At 59.8% G+C, this 15,920-nt stretch carries 8 protein-coding genes; all 8 read left to right on the top strand.

Going from position 1 to position 15,920, the window contains the following annotated elements:
• The first annotated feature begins 5 nt into the window (after nucleotides 1-5).
• Nucleotides 6-1,013 carry a glycoside hydrolase family 130 protein gene (locus tag KG007_RS10920; RefSeq protein WP_213348853.1) on the top strand — a complete coding sequence of 336 codons (1,008 nt, stop codon included), beginning with the start codon at nucleotides 6-8 and terminating at the stop codon, nucleotides 1,011-1,013.
• Nucleotides 1,013-3,265, top strand: coding sequence for a GH92 family glycosyl hydrolase (locus KG007_RS10915; RefSeq protein WP_213348851.1), 2,253 nt, complete (start codon nucleotides 1,013-1,015; stop codon nucleotides 3,263-3,265). The genes KG007_RS10920 and KG007_RS10915 overlap by 1 nt, the downstream gene beginning before the upstream one ends.
• Nucleotides 3,266-6,850, top strand: a complete 3,585-nt coding sequence (locus tag KG007_RS14080; protein ID WP_213348849.1) for a GH92 family glycosyl hydrolase — start codon at nucleotides 3,266-3,268, stop codon at nucleotides 6,848-6,850.
• A 10-nt stretch (nucleotides 6,851-6,860) separates the two neighbouring features.
• Nucleotides 6,861-9,149, top strand: a complete 2,289-nt coding sequence (locus KG007_RS10905; protein ID WP_213348847.1) for a GH92 family glycosyl hydrolase — start codon at nucleotides 6,861-6,863, stop codon at nucleotides 9,147-9,149.
• Nucleotides 9,150-9,464: 315 nt separating this feature from the next.
• Nucleotides 9,465-9,932 carry a 5-(carboxyamino)imidazole ribonucleotide mutase gene (gene purE / locus KG007_RS10900; protein ID WP_213348845.1) on the top strand — a complete coding sequence of 156 codons (468 nt, stop codon included), beginning with the start codon at nucleotides 9,465-9,467 and terminating at the stop codon, nucleotides 9,930-9,932.
• 88 nt (nucleotides 9,933-10,020) lie between these two features.
• Nucleotides 10,021-11,169: a 5-(carboxyamino)imidazole ribonucleotide synthase gene (purK, locus tag KG007_RS10895; RefSeq protein WP_262897750.1), complete on the top strand. Its 1,149-nt coding sequence runs from the start codon at nucleotides 10,021-10,023 to the stop codon at nucleotides 11,167-11,169.
• Nucleotides 11,170-11,185: 16 nt separating this feature from the next.
• Entirely contained in the window at nucleotides 11,186-14,899 is a 3,714-nt protein-coding gene (locus KG007_RS10890; RefSeq protein WP_213348841.1) for a phosphoribosylformylglycinamidine synthase, read from the top strand.
• Nucleotides 14,900-14,919: 20 nt separating this feature from the next.
• Nucleotides 14,920-15,888, top strand: coding sequence for an endonuclease/exonuclease/phosphatase family protein (locus tag KG007_RS10885; protein ID WP_213348839.1), 969 nt, complete (start codon nucleotides 14,920-14,922; stop codon nucleotides 15,886-15,888).
• Nucleotides 15,889-15,920 lie beyond the last annotated feature (32 nt).

The raw sequence follows: 15,920 nt of genomic DNA, 5'->3' as shown, positions 1-15,920 counted from the left end.
AAACTATGAACAATCTGAAAATTACGGGCGCGAATCTGCCCGATATGCCTTGGGAAGAGCGTCCCGCAGGCTCCAAAGAGGTGCTGTGGCGCTATTCTGCGAACCCGATCATCGGTCGGGACGCACTTGCGACCTCGAACTCGGTTTTCAACTCGGCGGTCGTGCCGTTTCGGAAGGGGAAATACAACTATGCGGGAGTTTTCCGCTGCGACGACACCAATCGCCGCATGCGTATCCATGTGGGCTTCTCGGTGGACGGCATCGCGTGGGACATCGAGGAGGCTGATTTCCGCCTGACGGGCGCAGACGCCGAGATCGGGGAATGGGTCTATGGTTACGATCCGCGCGTTGCGAAGATCGAGGACAAGTATTACGTCACGTGGTGCAACGGCTACCACGGCCCGACGATAGGCATCGCATGGACGGATGATTTCGAGACCTTCCACCAGCTCGAGAACGCCTTTATTCCGTTCAACCGCAACGGGGTGTTGTTCCCGCGTAAGATCGGCGGTAAGTTCGCGATGCTTTCGCGCCCGAGCGACAACGGCCATACGGCTTTCGGGGACATCTTCTACTCGGAGAGCCCGGATATGGAGTTCTGGGGCCGCCACCGGCATGTGATGTCTCCGGCGGCTTTCGAGGTGTCGGCGTGGCAGTGCATGAAGGTCGGCGCGGGTCCGGTTCCTATCGAGACCTCGGAGGGCTGGCTGCTGTTCTACCACGGGGTGCTTCGCTCGTGTAACGGTTACGTCTATGCTTTCGGCTCGGCGTTGCTCGACCTCGACGAGCCTTGGAAGGTCCTGGCACGGAGCGGTCCCTACCTGATCTCTCCGCGGGAGATTTACGAACTGACGGGGGACGTTCCGAACGTTACGTTCCCGTGCGCCGCGCTGCACGACCCCGCGACGGGGCGCGTTGCGGTCTACTACGGCTGCGCGGATACGGTTACGGGCCTTGCGTTCGGCTATATCCCTGAAATTATCGAGTTCACGAAGAAAAACAACATCCTGTGATGGCCTTGCGACGAACGCTCCTGGTTGCTGCGCTCGCCGTAACCGGGTTCGCATCTCCGTGCGGGGCCCAAACACCTGCCGATCGGGTCGATCCGTTTATCGGGACGACGAACTTCGGGACGACGAATCCCGGGGCCGTCACGCCGCACGGGATGATGTCGGTGGTTCCGTTCAACGTGATGGGGTCCGATACGAACGTCTACGACAAGGATGCGCGCTGGTGGTCCACGCCCTACGAATACCACAACCGGTTCTTCACGGGCTTTGCGCACGGTGCGCTGAGCGGTGTGGGATGCCCCGAGATGGGTTCTCTGCTGACTATGGCCACGACCGGACCGCTGGAGGTGGATTACCGGAAGTACGGCACGGCGTATAAGGACGAAAAGGCTTCGCCGGGCTACTATTCCGCGACGCTGACGAAGTACGGCATCCTTGCCGAAGCCACGGCCACGGCGCGGACCTCGCTGGAACGCTACACATTCCCCGGGGGAGAAGGGCATATCCTGCTGAATCTGGGCGAGGGCCTTACGAACGAAAGCGGCGCGATGGTGCGCCGCGTGAGCGCCACGGAGATCGAGGGCACGAAACTGCTGGGTACGTTCTGCTACAACCCGCAGGCGGTGTTCCCGGTCTATTTCGTGCTGCGCGTTTCGAAGACGCCGACGGCTTCGGGCTACTGGAAGAAACAGCGTGCGATGACGGGCGTGGAGGCGGAGTGGACCCCCGACAACGGCCGCTATAAACTCTATACGGAATACGGCCGCGAACTGTCGGGCGACGACGTGGGTTACTGGTTCACATTCGGCGACCTCGGGGAGGGCGGGCAGGTAGAGGTGCGGATCGGCATTTCGTATATCTCGACGGAGAACGCCCGTAAGAACCTCGATGCGGAACAGCCCGCGGGCACGACGTTCGACGCGATCCGGGAACAGACGCGCAAGGGCTGGAACGATGTGCTGGGACGTATTCGTGTCGAAGGCGGCACAGCGGAGCAGCAGACAGTGTTCTATACGGCGCTGTACCACGCGCTGATCCACCCGAACCTTGTGAGCGATGTGAACGGCGAATACCCGCTGATGGAGCGGAGCGGCGAGGTCGGCGTCACGGACGGCGACCGCTATACGGTCTTCTCGCTGTGGGATACCTACCGCAACCTGCATCAGTTGCTGACGCTGGTTTATCCCGAACGGCAGGCGGAGATGTTGCGCTCGATGGTAGGCATGTACGAAGAGTGGGGATGGCTTCCGAAATGGGAGCTTTACGGGCGCGAGACCTTCACGATGGAGGGCGACCCGTCGATCCCGGTGATCGTCGACAGCTGGATGAAGGGCCTTCGGGATTTCGACATGGCAAAGGCCTACGAGGCGATGCGCAAGTCGGCCACGACGCCCGGGGCGGAGAACCGCCTGCGTCCGGACATCGACCCCTACGCCGAACGGGGCTATATCCCGCTGGGATTCTATGCCAAGGACCTTGCGGGCGACACCTCTGTTTCGCACGCGCTGGAATACTACGTCGCCGACGCAGCCCTGTCGCTGCTGGCCGATTCGCTCGGACACAAGGACGACGCGGCGCTGTTCCGCGATCGTTCCAGGGGTTACAAACACTATTATTCCGCCGAGAGCGGGACACTGCGGCCGATCAATCCCGACGGGACGTTCCTTGCGCCCTTCGACCCGAAGGCGGGCGAGAACTTTACGGCCGCTCCGGGCTTCCACGAAGGCTCGGCATGGAACTATACGTTCTACGTCCCGCACGACGTGGAGGGACTCGTGCGGCTGATGGGCGGGCGACGCAAATTCGTCGAGAAGCTTCAAATGGTCTTCGACGAGGGGTTGTACGACCCGGCGAACGAACCCGACATCGCTTATGCCTATTTGTTCAGCCGCTTCCGGGGCGAGGAGTGGCGCACGCAGCGGGAAACGCGGCGTTTGCTGGAGAAATACTTCACAATCCGGCCCGACGGCATCCCGGGCAACGACGACACGGGGACGATGTCGGCTTGGGCGGTGTTCACGATGCTGGGCCTCTACCCCGACTGCCCTGGCGAACCGTTCTATACGCTGACAGCCCCGACGTTCGACCGGGCCGAGATCGACACGGAACGGGGAACGCTCGTGATCGAAAAAAGCGGCGAGGGATATATCGACAAAATGACCCTCGGGGGAAAACCCCTGACAAAATACCGCCTGAGCCACGACGAACTGCTCCGCGGCGGCAAACTGACCTTCGAACTTAAAAACAAGAGATAGATGAAACATACAAAACTACTGACCGCCGCTGCGTTGCTGCTGGGAGCCTGCTCGCAGTCTGCGGAGGACAATGATTTAACACGCTTCGTGGACCCGAAGATCGGTACGGGCGGCCACGGCCACGTCTTCGTGGGGGCCAACGTGCCGTTCGGCCTGGTGCAGGTGGGGCCGACGAGCATTCCTCAGACGTGGGACTGGTGCTCGGGCTACCACGTGTCGGATTCGACGGTGATCGGCTTCTCGCACACACACCTCTCCGGTACGGGTATCGGCGACCTGTTCGACATTACCGTTATGCCCGTTACGGGGGACGTGACCTATGCCCGCGGCGAGGAGAATGACCCGGCCTCGGGCCTGTGGTCCTACGCCGACCGTACACGGGAGATCACGAAACCCGGTTATTACTCGGTTCCGCTGACGCGCTACGGAATTACGGCCGAGATGACTGCGACGGAGCGTGTGGGATTTCACCGCTACACCTTCCCCGCGTCTGAAAAGGCCGCCGTGGTCTTCGACCTGGAGAACGGCGGCTGCTGGGACAAAGCTACCGAGACGGCTTTTGTCATCGGGGACAATCCGCAGCAGATATGCGGTTACCGTTATTCGACGGGCTGGGCCAAAGACCAGCGGGTCTATTTCGTGGCGGAGTTCTCGAAGCCGGTGAAAAACTGCACCTATCCCGATGCCGAAGAGGCCCGGCCGGAGGACGACGACGTTACGGTCAAGGCTCGCTACCTGCGTGTGGAGCTCGAGACGGCGGATAATGAGCCGATCCTGCTGAAGGTGGCCCTTTCGCCCGTGAGTATCGAAGGCGCGAAAGCGAACCTCGCCGCGGAGCTTCCCGGGTGGAATTTCGACGCTACGGCCGCCGCTGCCGATGCGAAATGGAACGCCGAGTTGTCGAAAGTGAAGATCACGACCACGGACGATGCCGCCCGGCGCATTTTCTACACGGCCCTTTACCATACGATGATCGCCCCGTCGGTTTTCTGCGACGTGAACGGCGACTACTACGGCTCGGACCATGAAATCCACCGCAACGCCGGGTTCACGAATTATACGACCTTCTCGCTGTGGGACACCTACCGGGCCGCAATGCCGCTGATGACGGTACTGCATCCTGAAAAGATGCCCGACATCGTGCAGACGATGCTGCATATCGCCGACGAGCAGGGCCGCCTTCCGGTGTGGCACTTGTGGGGCAACGAGACCGACTGCATGGTAGGCAACCCGGGTATTGTGGCCGTTGCCGACGCCATCGTAAAGGGCATCGGGGGTTTTGACCGGGAAAAGGCTTTCGAGGCGATCCGTAAGACGGCCATGAACCCCGACCGCGGCAACGGCCTGCGGATGGAGTACGGTTACATCCCTTGCGAGATGTTCAACGAGGCCGTCGCCTATGATATGGAGTATGCGCTGGCCGACGGTGCGGCGGCGCGTGCCGCCGAAGCGCTGGGCAAAGAGGCCGATGCGAAGCTCTTCACAACCCGCAGCCATTCCTACCGCAACTATTTCGACCCGCAGACGGGATTTATGCGGGGCAGGGATTCGAAAAAAGGCTGGCGCACGCCGTTCAATGCGTTCGCTTCGACACACCGCGCCGACGATTACTGCGAAGGCAATGCCTGGCAGTATACATGGCTGGCGCCGCACGATGTCCGAGGGCTCGAAGGGTTGTTCGGAAGCCGGGAGAAAATGCTCGAAAAACTGGACTCGCTCTTTACGGTCAGTTCGGTCGTCGAGGGCGGCGAGACTTCGCCCGACATCTCGGGCCTGATCGGCCAGTACGCCCACGGCAACGAACCGAGCCACCATATCCTCTACCTCTACACGATGCTGGGCCAGCCGTGGAAAACGGCCGACAAGGTCCGCGAGGTGCTCACGACCTTGTACCACGACCGGCCGGACGGTTTGTCGGGCAACGAGGACGTGGGGCAGATGTCGGCCTGGTATGTGCTCTCGTCGCTGGGCATGTACGAAGTCGAACCTGCGGGAGGGCGCTACTGGTTCGGCTCGCCCTTGTTCGACCGGGCCGAAATCCGCGTTCCGGGCGGCGTGTTCACGATCACGGCCGGGAACAACTCCGCCGTTAACAAGTATATCCAGCGTGTTTGGCTCAACGGACAACCCTACACGAAGCCCTGGATCGGTCATGCCGACGTGATGAAGGGCGGGGAGTTGCGCTTCGAGATGGGGGCCGAAGAGAAGGTATGGTACTGCCCCGACGAACCGGAGGCGTACGCCGACCAGCGTCCTGCGGAGGAAAAACGGCTTTTTAAGTCGGAAGCAGTGGAAGGGGAGATCGCCCGCGTATGCGGTCTTCTGACCAACGAGCGCCTCCGGTGGATGTTCGCCAACTGCTTTCCCAATACGCTCGACACGACGGTGCATTACGGCGAGGACGAAGCGGGCAATCCCGACACCTACGTCTATACAGGCGACATTCCGGCCATGTGGCTGCGCGACTCGGGGGCGCAGGTGTGGCCCTATGTGCAGTTGTGCAATGAGGACCCGGCCTTACAGAAGATGATCGCGGGCGTAATCCGCCGCCAGTTGAAACTGATCAATATCGACCCTTACGCTAATGCCTTCAACGTCGGCCCTACGGGTGACGGCGAGGATGTCGGCTATCCGGGCAACGATCAAAGTCCCTGGGTTTTCGAGCGCAAATGGGAGATCGACTCGCACTGTTATCCTCTGCGCCTTGCGCACCATTACTGGAAAACCACGGGCGACGCGTCGGTCTTCGATGCCGAATGGGTCGAGGCGATGCGCAACATCGTGAAAACTTTGAAAGAGCAGCAGATGAAGGAAGGGCCGGGCGATTACATCTTTCTGCGTACGACCGACCGCCAGTTGGATACCCGCTGTCACGTGGGGCGCGGCAACCCGGTGAAACCCGTGGGGCTGATCGTCTCGGCGTTCCGTCCCTCGGACGACGCCACGACCTTCGGATTCCTCGTGCCGTCGAACTTCATGGCCGTCACGTCGCTGCGCAAGGCTGCCGAAATACTGACGGCGGTGAACGGCGAGCGGGAACTTGCCGCGGAGTGCACGGCGCTGGCCGGCGAGGTGGAAGAGGCGTTGCAGAAACATGCGGTCGTGGAGCACCCCGAATACGGTAAAATCTACGCCTTCGAGGTCGACGGTTTCGGTTCGCGTCAGTTGATGGACGACGCCAACGTGCCGTCGCTGTTGGCAATGCCCTACCTGGGCGATGTCGATCGCGGCGATCCGGTTTACGAAAATACCCGAAAATTTGTTTGGAGCGGAGATAATCCTTATTTTTGGCGCGGCGCGGCAGGCGAGGGTATCGGCGGTCCGCATATCGGGGTCGAAATGATCTGGCCCATGAGCATCATGATGCGGGCCTTCACGTCGGACGACGACGCTGAAATCCGCGATTGTATCGTGGCCCTGATGACGACCGATGCCGGGACGGGCTTCATGCACGAATCCTTCTCGCGCCACGATGCCGCGAACTTCACCCGTGCATGGTTCGCGTGGCAAAATACGCTGTTCGGGGAGTTGATACTCAAACTCGTGAACGAAGGGAAAACAGACCTGCTGAACTCCATAAACTAAACGCAATACGATGAAAAACCTCGCAATCCTGACTCTCGCAGTCCTTGCCTCCGCCTGTTGCAAAACCACGCCGCAGGAGCAACTTCTGCGGCCTTCGGAATACGTCTCGACGCTTGTCGGCACGCAGTCGGACTATACGCTTTCGACGGGCAACACCTATCCGGCGGTGGCCCTGCCGTGGGGTATGAACTTCTGGACCCCGCAGACGGGTAAGATGGGCAACGGCTGGGCTTATACCTACGGGGCCCACACGATCCGGGGCCTGAAGCAGACGCACCAGCCCTCGCCGTGGATCAACGACTACGGACAATTTTCGCTGATGCCCGTACGCGGGAAGGACAAGATCGACGAGAACGCCCGCCAGAGCTGGTTTTCGCATCAGTCGGAAACAGCCCGGCCGTATTATTACAGCGTATACCTCGCCGACCACGACGTTGTGGCCGAAATGGCTCCGACGGAGCGTGCGGCGATCCTGCGTTTCACCTTTCCCGAAAGCGCCGAGAGCGGCGTTGTGATCGACGCCTTCGACCGCGGTTCCTGTGTGAAGGTGCTCGACGAGCGGACCGTTGCGGGCTATACGACCCGCAACAGCGGCGGCGTCCCCGACAATTTCCGCAATTACTTCGTCATCCGCTTCGACAAACCGATCGAGAGCAGCAAGCTGTTCGACGGGGAGCGGGAAATCGCCGGCTCGTCGGTCGAAGGCGGTCATGCGCTGGCAGCCGTCTATTTCACCACGCGCCGCGGCGAGCGGGTCACGGCCCGTGTGGCTTCGTCGTTTATCTCCGAAGAGCAGGCCGTGCGTAACCTGGGAGAACTGGGCGACGATTCGTTCGACGCGGTGAAGGAGAAGGCCCAGGCGCGCTGGGACGAGGTGCTGGGAGCGATCGAGGTCTCGGGCGGTTCCGAAGAACAATACCGCACGTTCTATTCGTGCCTCTACCGTTCGACGCTCTTCCCGCGCAAGTTTTACGAAATCGACGCTGCGGGCAATCCAATCCATTACAGCCCCTACAACGGCGAGGTGCTGCCGGGTTACATGTATACCGACACGGGTTTCTGGGATACGTTTCGGAGCCTGTTCCCGCTGTTGAACCTCGTTTACCCTTCGGTCAACGCCGAAATCCAGGCGGGCCTGGCCAATACCTACCGTGAGAGCGGCTTCCTGCCCGAATGGGCTTCGCCCGGACACCGCGGCTGCATGGTGGGCAACAACTCGGCGTCCGTAGCGGCGGATGCCATTCTCAAAGGCATCACTCCCGAGGGGGACGTTGCGACGCTCTACGAGGCGATGCTGCACGGGCGTACGGCGGTGCATCCCACGGTAAGTTCCACGGGCCGCCTCGGGCACGCGTATTACAACACGTTGGGGTATGTACCCTATAATGTCGGCATCAACGAAAATGCGGCCCGCACGCTCGAATACGCCTACGACGACTGGTGTATCGCGCAGGTGGCGAAAAAACTGGGAAAAACCGACGACGCTGCGATGCTGGAAAAGGCTTCGCAGAACTATAAAAACCTGTTCGATCCCGAGACCCGCCTGATGCGGGGACGCAATGCCGACGGGACGTTCCAGTCGCCTTTCAGCCCCTACAAGTGGGGCGACGCTTTCACCGAAGGCAACTCGTGGCACTACACCTGGTCGGTGTTCCACGATGTCGAAGGGCTTGCGGAGTTGATGGGCGGCAAGGAGGGCTTCGTGCAGATGCTCGATTCAGTATTCGTCGTGCCGCCGATCTACGACGACAGTTACTACGGGGTGCGTATCCACGAAATCACTGAAATGCAGGTGGCTAACATGGGCAACTACGCCCACGGCAACCAGCCCGCACAGCACATGATTTACCTGTATGACTACGTCGGCCAGCCGTGGAAGGCGCAGTGGTGGACGCGCGAGGTGATGGACCGCCTCTACTCGGCCAAGCCCGACGGCTACTGCGGCGACGAGGACAACGGACAGACTTCGGCGTGGTATGTCTTCTCGGCGCTGGGGTTCTATCCCGTGTGCCCCGGTTCGGATGAATACGCAGTCGGCTCGCCGCTGTTCCGCAAGGCCGTCATCCACCTCGAAAACGGCAATACGATCGAGATCGACGCCCCGGAGAATAGCTCCGAGAACCGTTATGTCGGTAAAATGACCATCGACGGAAAGCCGTATGACAAGACGTTCCTGAATTATTCCGGCCTCGTGAAGGGGGCTCGTATCCGGTTCGACATGCAGTCCGAACCGAATCGAGGACGCGGAGTGAATCCCGGCGACGCCCCGTATTCGATGAGCCGGAACGATTGTCGATAAATTGTCGATAGAATGTGTCCCGGAATTTTGAAAGTATGCCGAAAAGCACTACTTTTGTAACGTTGTTTTTACAACTGTTAGGTTAATTCCGATGATTTCAGGCTGCAATATCGACCAACGCGAACGAAAGAAACAGCAGGGCCAGGCCGCTGCCTTCTATTCGTGGATGTGTCGGCAACAGATGCGACGTGCACAGTCCCGGGAGCAGCAGATACCTGCTCGTGGGCTGCTCGGATAGATACCAGACCGCCATGACATGCGATGTCGTGGCGGTTTGCTTTTTTAGATTATTAACTTAAAACCAATATATAAACGATGAAGGTCGGCGTGATTATGGGCTCTGTGAGCGATTACGAGGTGATGGCTGAGGCTGTCGCCATGCTCGAAACGTTCGGTGTGGATTTCGAAAAACGGGTAGTCAGCGCCCATCGCACGCCCGATCTGCTGTGCGAATATGCCAAGACGGCCAAAGGCCGCGGTATCGGCGTGATCATCGCCGTGGCCGGCGGCGCGGCGCACCTGCCGGGCATGGTGGCTTCGATGACCCCGCTGCCCGTCGTGGGTGTTCCCGTGAAGTCGCGTGCCCTGAACGGGCTGGACTCGCTGCTCTCGATCGTGCAGATGCCCGCGGGCGTTCCCGTGGCTACGACGGCTATCAACGGCGCGAAGAACGCCGCGCTGATCGCCGTGTCGATCCTCGCTTTGCAGGATGCGGAACTGGCTGCGAAACTCGACGCCTTCCGCTCGAAACAAACCGCGGATGTGCTGAAGGCTGAAATATAGCTGGGTAGTTCCGACCGCATGCGATAAGCCCCTCCCGAGGGAGGGGGTTGGGGTGGGGCGGACTTGTAAACGCGGCGGCACGCCGCGAATGACAGCGGTCAAAAGCAAAAAGAAGATGAAGAATGAACAACATAGCTCTGAATCAATGAAGACCATCGGTATCATAGGCGGCGGCCAGTTGGGCCTGATGATCGCCGAACAGGCCCGGGAACTGGGTGTGCGCACCGTGTGCCTCGATCCTGCGGCCGATGCTCCGGCATTCAACGTCTGCGACGAACATATCGTTGCGGCCTACGACGATGCCGCGGCGCTCGAAGAACTTTGCCGTCGCAGCGACGCCGTGACCTATGAATTCGAAAATGTACCGGGGGATATTCTGATTCCGTTGTGCGAGAAATACAATATCCCGCAGGGGTATAAACCCCTTTACGATTCGCAGGACCGCCTGCGCGAAAAGTCGAACGCCCGCGACCACGGGCTGCGCACGCCCGGTTTCGAGGCTGTCGGCGACGAAGCGTCGCTGCGCGAAGCCGTGAAGCGGCTTGGGCTTCCCGCTGTGCTGAAAACCCGTACGCTGGGTTACGACGGGCACGGACAGATGGTCTTGAAGACCGAAGCCGACATTGCCCGGGCGCTGCCCCTGCTTGCGGTTCCCTGCATCCTGGAGGAGTTCGTGCCGTTCGATTCCGAAGCCAGCATCGTGATGGTTTCCGACGGTCGGAAAGTCGTGAGTTTCCCCGTGGGGCGCAACATCCACCGCGACGGAATCCTCGACCTCTGTATCGTTCCCTCCGGGGCCGATCCGCAGGTGCTGGCGCGGATGAAGGCCGAAAGCGAACGTTTCATGCGCGACTGCGGTTATGAGGGCATCCTGGCCATCGAGTATTTCATCCGGGGCGATGCGATTTATTTCAACGAGATGGCTCCGCGTCCGCATAATTCGGGCCACTACACCATCGAGGGCGCGACCACGAACCAGTTTCGCGAACTGGTCCGCTACCTTGCCGGGGAGCCCTTGCAGGAGCCGCGGCTGGTGGCTCCCACGGTGATGAAAAACATCCTGGGCCAAGACCTCGAAGCAGCCAAAAAGGTGGCTGCGGAGAACCTGCCGGGTGTATATGTCCATCTCTACGGCAAGACTGAAAGTCGTCTCAAGCGCAAGATGGGGCATATTACTTTTGTCGGTATGGATGCCGGGAATTACGCTGAGGAATGGGCCGAAAGATTTGTAAAATAAGTGCAAACAAAATAAAATGAACACGACCAACTATCGTATTTTTGTAGAAAAACTGCCCCGCTTCCGTGTCGAGGCCGAGAGCCTGCGCCGCGAGCTGAATGCAAACCTGAATCTCGAACTGGGCGAGGTGCGCCTGCTCTGTGTTTACGACCTGTTCGGCTTCAGTGCGGAACTGTTGGAGAAGAGCCGTTATACGGTCTTCGGCGAGGTGGTGACCGACTCCGTGACCGACGCCTGCGACCTCACGGGCCGCAAGTATATCGCCGTGGAATACCTGCCCGGCCAGTTCGACCAGCGCGCCGCTTCGGCAGCGGACTGCGTGCGGCTGATCGACCCCGAAGCTCAGGTCAACATCCGTTCCTCGAAACTGCTCGTTTTCGACGACAAGGTGACCGACGGGGATCTGGACAAAATCAAACATTACTACATCAATGCCGTTGAGTCGCGCGAGAAGAACCTTTCGGTGCTGACCGACCTGGAGCAGGCCGAGGTGAAACCCGTCGAGGTGCTCGAGGGTTTCCGGGAGATGGCCGATTCGGAATTCGAATCCTACTGCAAGGCTCAGGGGCTGGCGATGAACGCCGACGACCTGCGCGAGGTGGTGAAGTATTTCCGCGCCGAGGGTCGCGATCCCTACGAAACGGAACTGCGCATCCTCGATACCTATTGGAGCGACCATTGCCGCCATACGACCTTTACGACCGAACTCGAAGGCATCACCGTCGAGGAGTCGTTCGCCAAGGATGAGATCGAGGACTCGCTGGCGCTGTACCTGCGCATCCGCCGCGAACTGGGGCGCGAGCACAAGAGCCTCTGCCTGATGGATATGGCGACGATCGGAGCCCGTTACCTGCGCAAGAAGGGCCTGTTGGACGATTTGGAGGTCTCCGAGGAGAACAATGCCTGCTCGGTCTATATCGACATCGATGTCGACGGAAAGACCGAAAAGTGGCTGCTGCAATTCAAGAACGAAACCCACAACCACCCGACCGAGATCGAACCCTTCGGCGGAGCTTCGACCTGCCTGGGCGGTGCCATCCGCGACCCGCTGTCGGGCCGCAGCTATGTCTACCAGGCGATGCGCGTTACGGGAGCCGGCAATATTTACCAGAAAGTCAGTGATACGCTCTCGGGAAAACTGCCGCAGAGTGTCATTTCGAAAAAAGCCGCGGCGGGTTATTCGAGCTACGGCAACCAGATCGGACTGGCCACGACCCACGTGCGCGAGATTTACCACGACGACTATGTGGCCAAACGCCTCGAAGTCGGCGCGGTGGTCGGAGCCGTGAAGGCCGAAAACGTTCGCCGCGAGCGGCCTGCTCCCGGCGACAAGATCATCATGTTCGGCGGTCGTACGGGCCGCGACGGCATCGGCGGAGCTACGGGTTCGTCGAAGGAGCACGACGTGAAGTCGCTCGAAACCTGCGGCAGCGAGGTTCAGAAGGGCAACGCCCCCGAGGAGCGCAAACTCGAACGGCTGTTCCGCCGTCCCGAGGTAACGCGCCTGGTTAAGAAGTCCAACGACTTCGGGGCCGGCGGCGTCAGCGTCGCCATCGGCGAGCTGGCCGACGGACTGGACATCTACCTCGACCGCGTGAAGACCAAATACAGCGGCCTGAACTCCACGGAACTCGCCATCAGCGAGTCGCAGGAGCGCATGTCGGTGGTCGTCGAAGCGAAGGATGCCGAGGAGTTTATGAACTACTGCCGCGAGGAGAATATCGAGGCGGTGCACGTGGCCGATGTGACGGATACGGCGCGCATGCGGATGTTCAACGGCGAGCGGAAGGTCGTGGACCTGAGCCGCGAGTTTATCGACAGCGCCGGCGCCAAACACTATGCCGAAGCCAAGATCGGCGAGGTGGAGAACCGCAATCCTTTTGTCCGCGAAGTAGCGGGGGAGACGCTTGCCGAGCGCTTTGCGAATAACCTGAAAGACAACAACGTCGTCTCGCAGCGGGGGCTGATCGAAATGTTCGACTCGACGATCGGCCGTTCCACGGTGCTGATGCCCTTCGGCGGCCGCAGGCAGCGCAGCGAGACGCAGGTCTCGGTGCAGAAACTCCCGACCGACGGTTATACCGAGACGGCCAGCGTCATGGCTTTCGGCTACAACCCCTATGTAGCTTCGTGGAGCCCCTACCACGGTGCGGCCTATGCCGTCGTGGAAGCCGCGGCCAAGGTCGTGGCGGCGGGCGCCCGTTACGACAGGATGCGCTACTCCTACCAGGAGTATTTCGAACGCATGACCAAGAACCCCGAGTCGTGGGGCAAGCCCCTCAGTGCGCTGCTCGGCGCGCTGAAGATGCAGGTCGAACTGGGCCTGCCTTCGATCGGCGGCAAGGACTCGATGTCCGGAACGTTCCAGGACATCAACGTTCCGCCGATGCTGATGGCTTTCGGCATCACGACGGTCGCCGCTCCGACGGTCATTTCGACCGACCTGAAAGGGGCCGGACACCGCATCTACCTCGTACGGCATACCCCGCACGAGAACTACATGCCCGACACGGCGCAGCTCAAACAGAACTTTTCGTTCGTCAGCGAACAGATCGAGTCCGGGAAAATCCTTTCGGCCTGGTCCGTGGGCTTCGGCGGCATCGCCGAGGGCCTTGCGAAGATGGCTTTCGGCAACGGCATCGGTGCGGAGGTGACCTTCGATGAAAAGAAACTCTACGAATATGCCTACGGCTCGATTCTCGTCGAGTGCGAGGGTACGCTCGAATATCCCCATGCCGAGCAGTTGGGCTTTACGGTGGCCGAGGAGGCGCTGACGGTCAATGGTGTCCGGATGCCGCTCGACGAGCTCTATAAGGCCAATACCGAGAAGTTTGCGGCTGTTTACCCGGACAAAGACCTGCGGTTGACGGAGGTAATGACCTCGCAGCCGGCGCCGAAGAGTTTCACCTATCCCGGTGCGGCAGTCGAAACCCCGGTGGTCTATATTCCGGTGTTCCCCGGCACGAACTGCGATTACGATACGGCCAAGGCATTCCGCAAGGCGGGAGCCGAGGTGCGGATGAGCGTGTTGTGCAACATCGCAGGCGACGACATCCTGCGTTCGATCGCCGAGATGAAGGAGCATATCCGCCAGGCGCATATCTTCGTGCTGAGCGGCGGTTTCTCCGCAGGCGACGAACCCGACGGAAGTGCGAAGTTTATTGTCAACGTATTGAACAACAAAGATATTCGCGAAGAAATACATGCGTTGATCGACCGCGGCGGTCTGATTCTGGGCATCTGCAACGGTTTCCAGGCGCTGGTCAAATCGGGCCTTTTGCCCTACGGCCGGCTGGGCATGGTCACCAAGGATTCGCCGACGCTGTTCCGCAACGACATCAACCGCCACATTTCGCAGATCGTCACGACGCGCGTAGCGACGACCGCTTCCCCGTGGCTCGCGGGCTTTGAACTCGGCGAGTTGCATTCGATCGCCGTCAGCCACGGCGAAGGCAAGTTCGTCGTGAGCGAAACGCTCGCCAGGGAACTCTTTGCCAACGGACAGGTCGCTTTCCAGTATGCCGATGCTGAAGGAAAGCCTGCCGCCGAGGCTCCGTATAACCCCAACGGCTCGTTGTATGCCATCGAGGGCATCATCTCGCAGAACGGTCAGATTCTGGGTAAGATGGGCCACACGGAGCGCTACGAGGAGAACCTTTTCAAAAATATCGCCGGCAACAAGCAGCAATCGCTGTTTGTGAACGCCGTGGCCTATTTCCGCAAAAAGTAATAAACCAAACTACTACGCTGATGAAAACCTCCTTATTTACCTTGTGGGCAGCATTGCTCTTCACCGCGATCTTACTTCCGGGGCGCAGCAGCGCCCAGACCGATGACAACCTTCGTCTTTTGTACTGGAACATCCAGAACGGGATGTGGTCGGGCCAGGGCGATAACTACGATAAATTCGTGGAATGGGTTGCGTCCCAGGCTCCGGATGTTTGCGTGTGGTGCGAAGCGCAATCGAACTATAAAACGGGTTCGGCTGAGAAAATGGCGCCCGAAGATCGCTATTTGACGGATAACTGGGGAGAACTGGCCGCCCGCTACGGACACAAGTACTGGTATAAAGGCGGTCACCGGGATAATTTCCCGCAGGTCATCACATCGAAATACCCGATCGAAAACGTGGCCCGCATTATCGGTTCCCGGCCCGACAGCGTTGTTTCGCACGGCTGCGGCTGGGCCCGTATCGCGAAAAACGGCAAGACGATCAATATCGTGACGCTTCACACGTGGCCCCAGGCTTATGCTTTCGAGGCAAAGGACCGCGACGCGAGCAAAGCGGAGCACGGCGGCGACAAATACCGCCGTATGGAGTTGGAATACATCTGCAACCATACGATCGGCACGGTTCCCGATGCTAAGGAGCAGCTTTGGATGATGATGGGCGACTTCAATTCGCGTTCGTCGCGCGACAACTGGTTCTACAAGTACCCGGCGGACGACACGCGTTTTCTGGTCCACGACTATATCCTTCAAAACACGCCCTACGTCGATGTGATCGCCGAGAAATACCCGGGCGAGTTCAAGACGACGACCGGCGGGAAATCGCGCATCGACTTCGTCTACTGCACGCCTGCGCTCTATGAACTGGTGACGCATGCCGATGTCGTGACGGACGGCTATACGACTCCGGTCCGCGATCCGGGCAATCTTTCGAACTTCTGGCATCCTTCGGACCACCGTCCGATCGTCGTCGACTTCAATCTGAAATAAGGCAATAAATCAAATAATTAAAAACACCCAAA

It is taken from the genome of Alistipes montrealensis, from assembly GCF_018362775.1.
GTDB classification, from domain to species: Bacteria; Bacteroidota; Bacteroidia; order Bacteroidales; family Rikenellaceae; genus Alistipes; species Alistipes montrealensis.
The sequence above is the reverse complement of the archived record's forward strand: the minus strand, read 5'-3'. Positions and strand labels throughout refer to the sequence as shown.

What these genes read in the sequence shown, in the direction of transcription:
- KG007_RS10915 (WP_213348851.1), top strand. Translation starts at nt 1,013, where the DNA reads ATGGCCTTGCGACGAACGCTCCTGGTTGCTGCGCTCGCCGTAACCGGG.
- KG007_RS10885 (WP_213348839.1), top strand. Translation starts at nt 14,920, where the DNA reads ATGAAAACCTCCTTATTTACCTTGTGGGCAGCATTGCTCTTCACCGCG.
- purK (WP_262897750.1), top strand. Translation starts at nt 10,021, where the DNA reads ATGACAGCGGTCAAAAGCAAAAAGAAGATGAAGAATGAACAACATAGC.
- KG007_RS10920 (WP_213348853.1), top strand. Translation starts at nt 6, where the DNA reads ATGAACAATCTGAAAATTACGGGCGCGAATCTGCCCGATATGCCTTGG.
- KG007_RS10890 (WP_213348841.1), top strand. Translation starts at nt 11,186, where the DNA reads ATGAACACGACCAACTATCGTATTTTTGTAGAAAAACTGCCCCGCTTC.
- KG007_RS14080 (WP_213348849.1), top strand. Translation starts at nt 3,266, where the DNA reads ATGAAACATACAAAACTACTGACCGCCGCTGCGTTGCTGCTGGGAGCC.
- purE (WP_213348845.1), top strand. Translation starts at nt 9,465, where the DNA reads ATGAAGGTCGGCGTGATTATGGGCTCTGTGAGCGATTACGAGGTGATG.
- KG007_RS10905 (WP_213348847.1), top strand. Translation starts at nt 6,861, where the DNA reads ATGAAAAACCTCGCAATCCTGACTCTCGCAGTCCTTGCCTCCGCCTGT.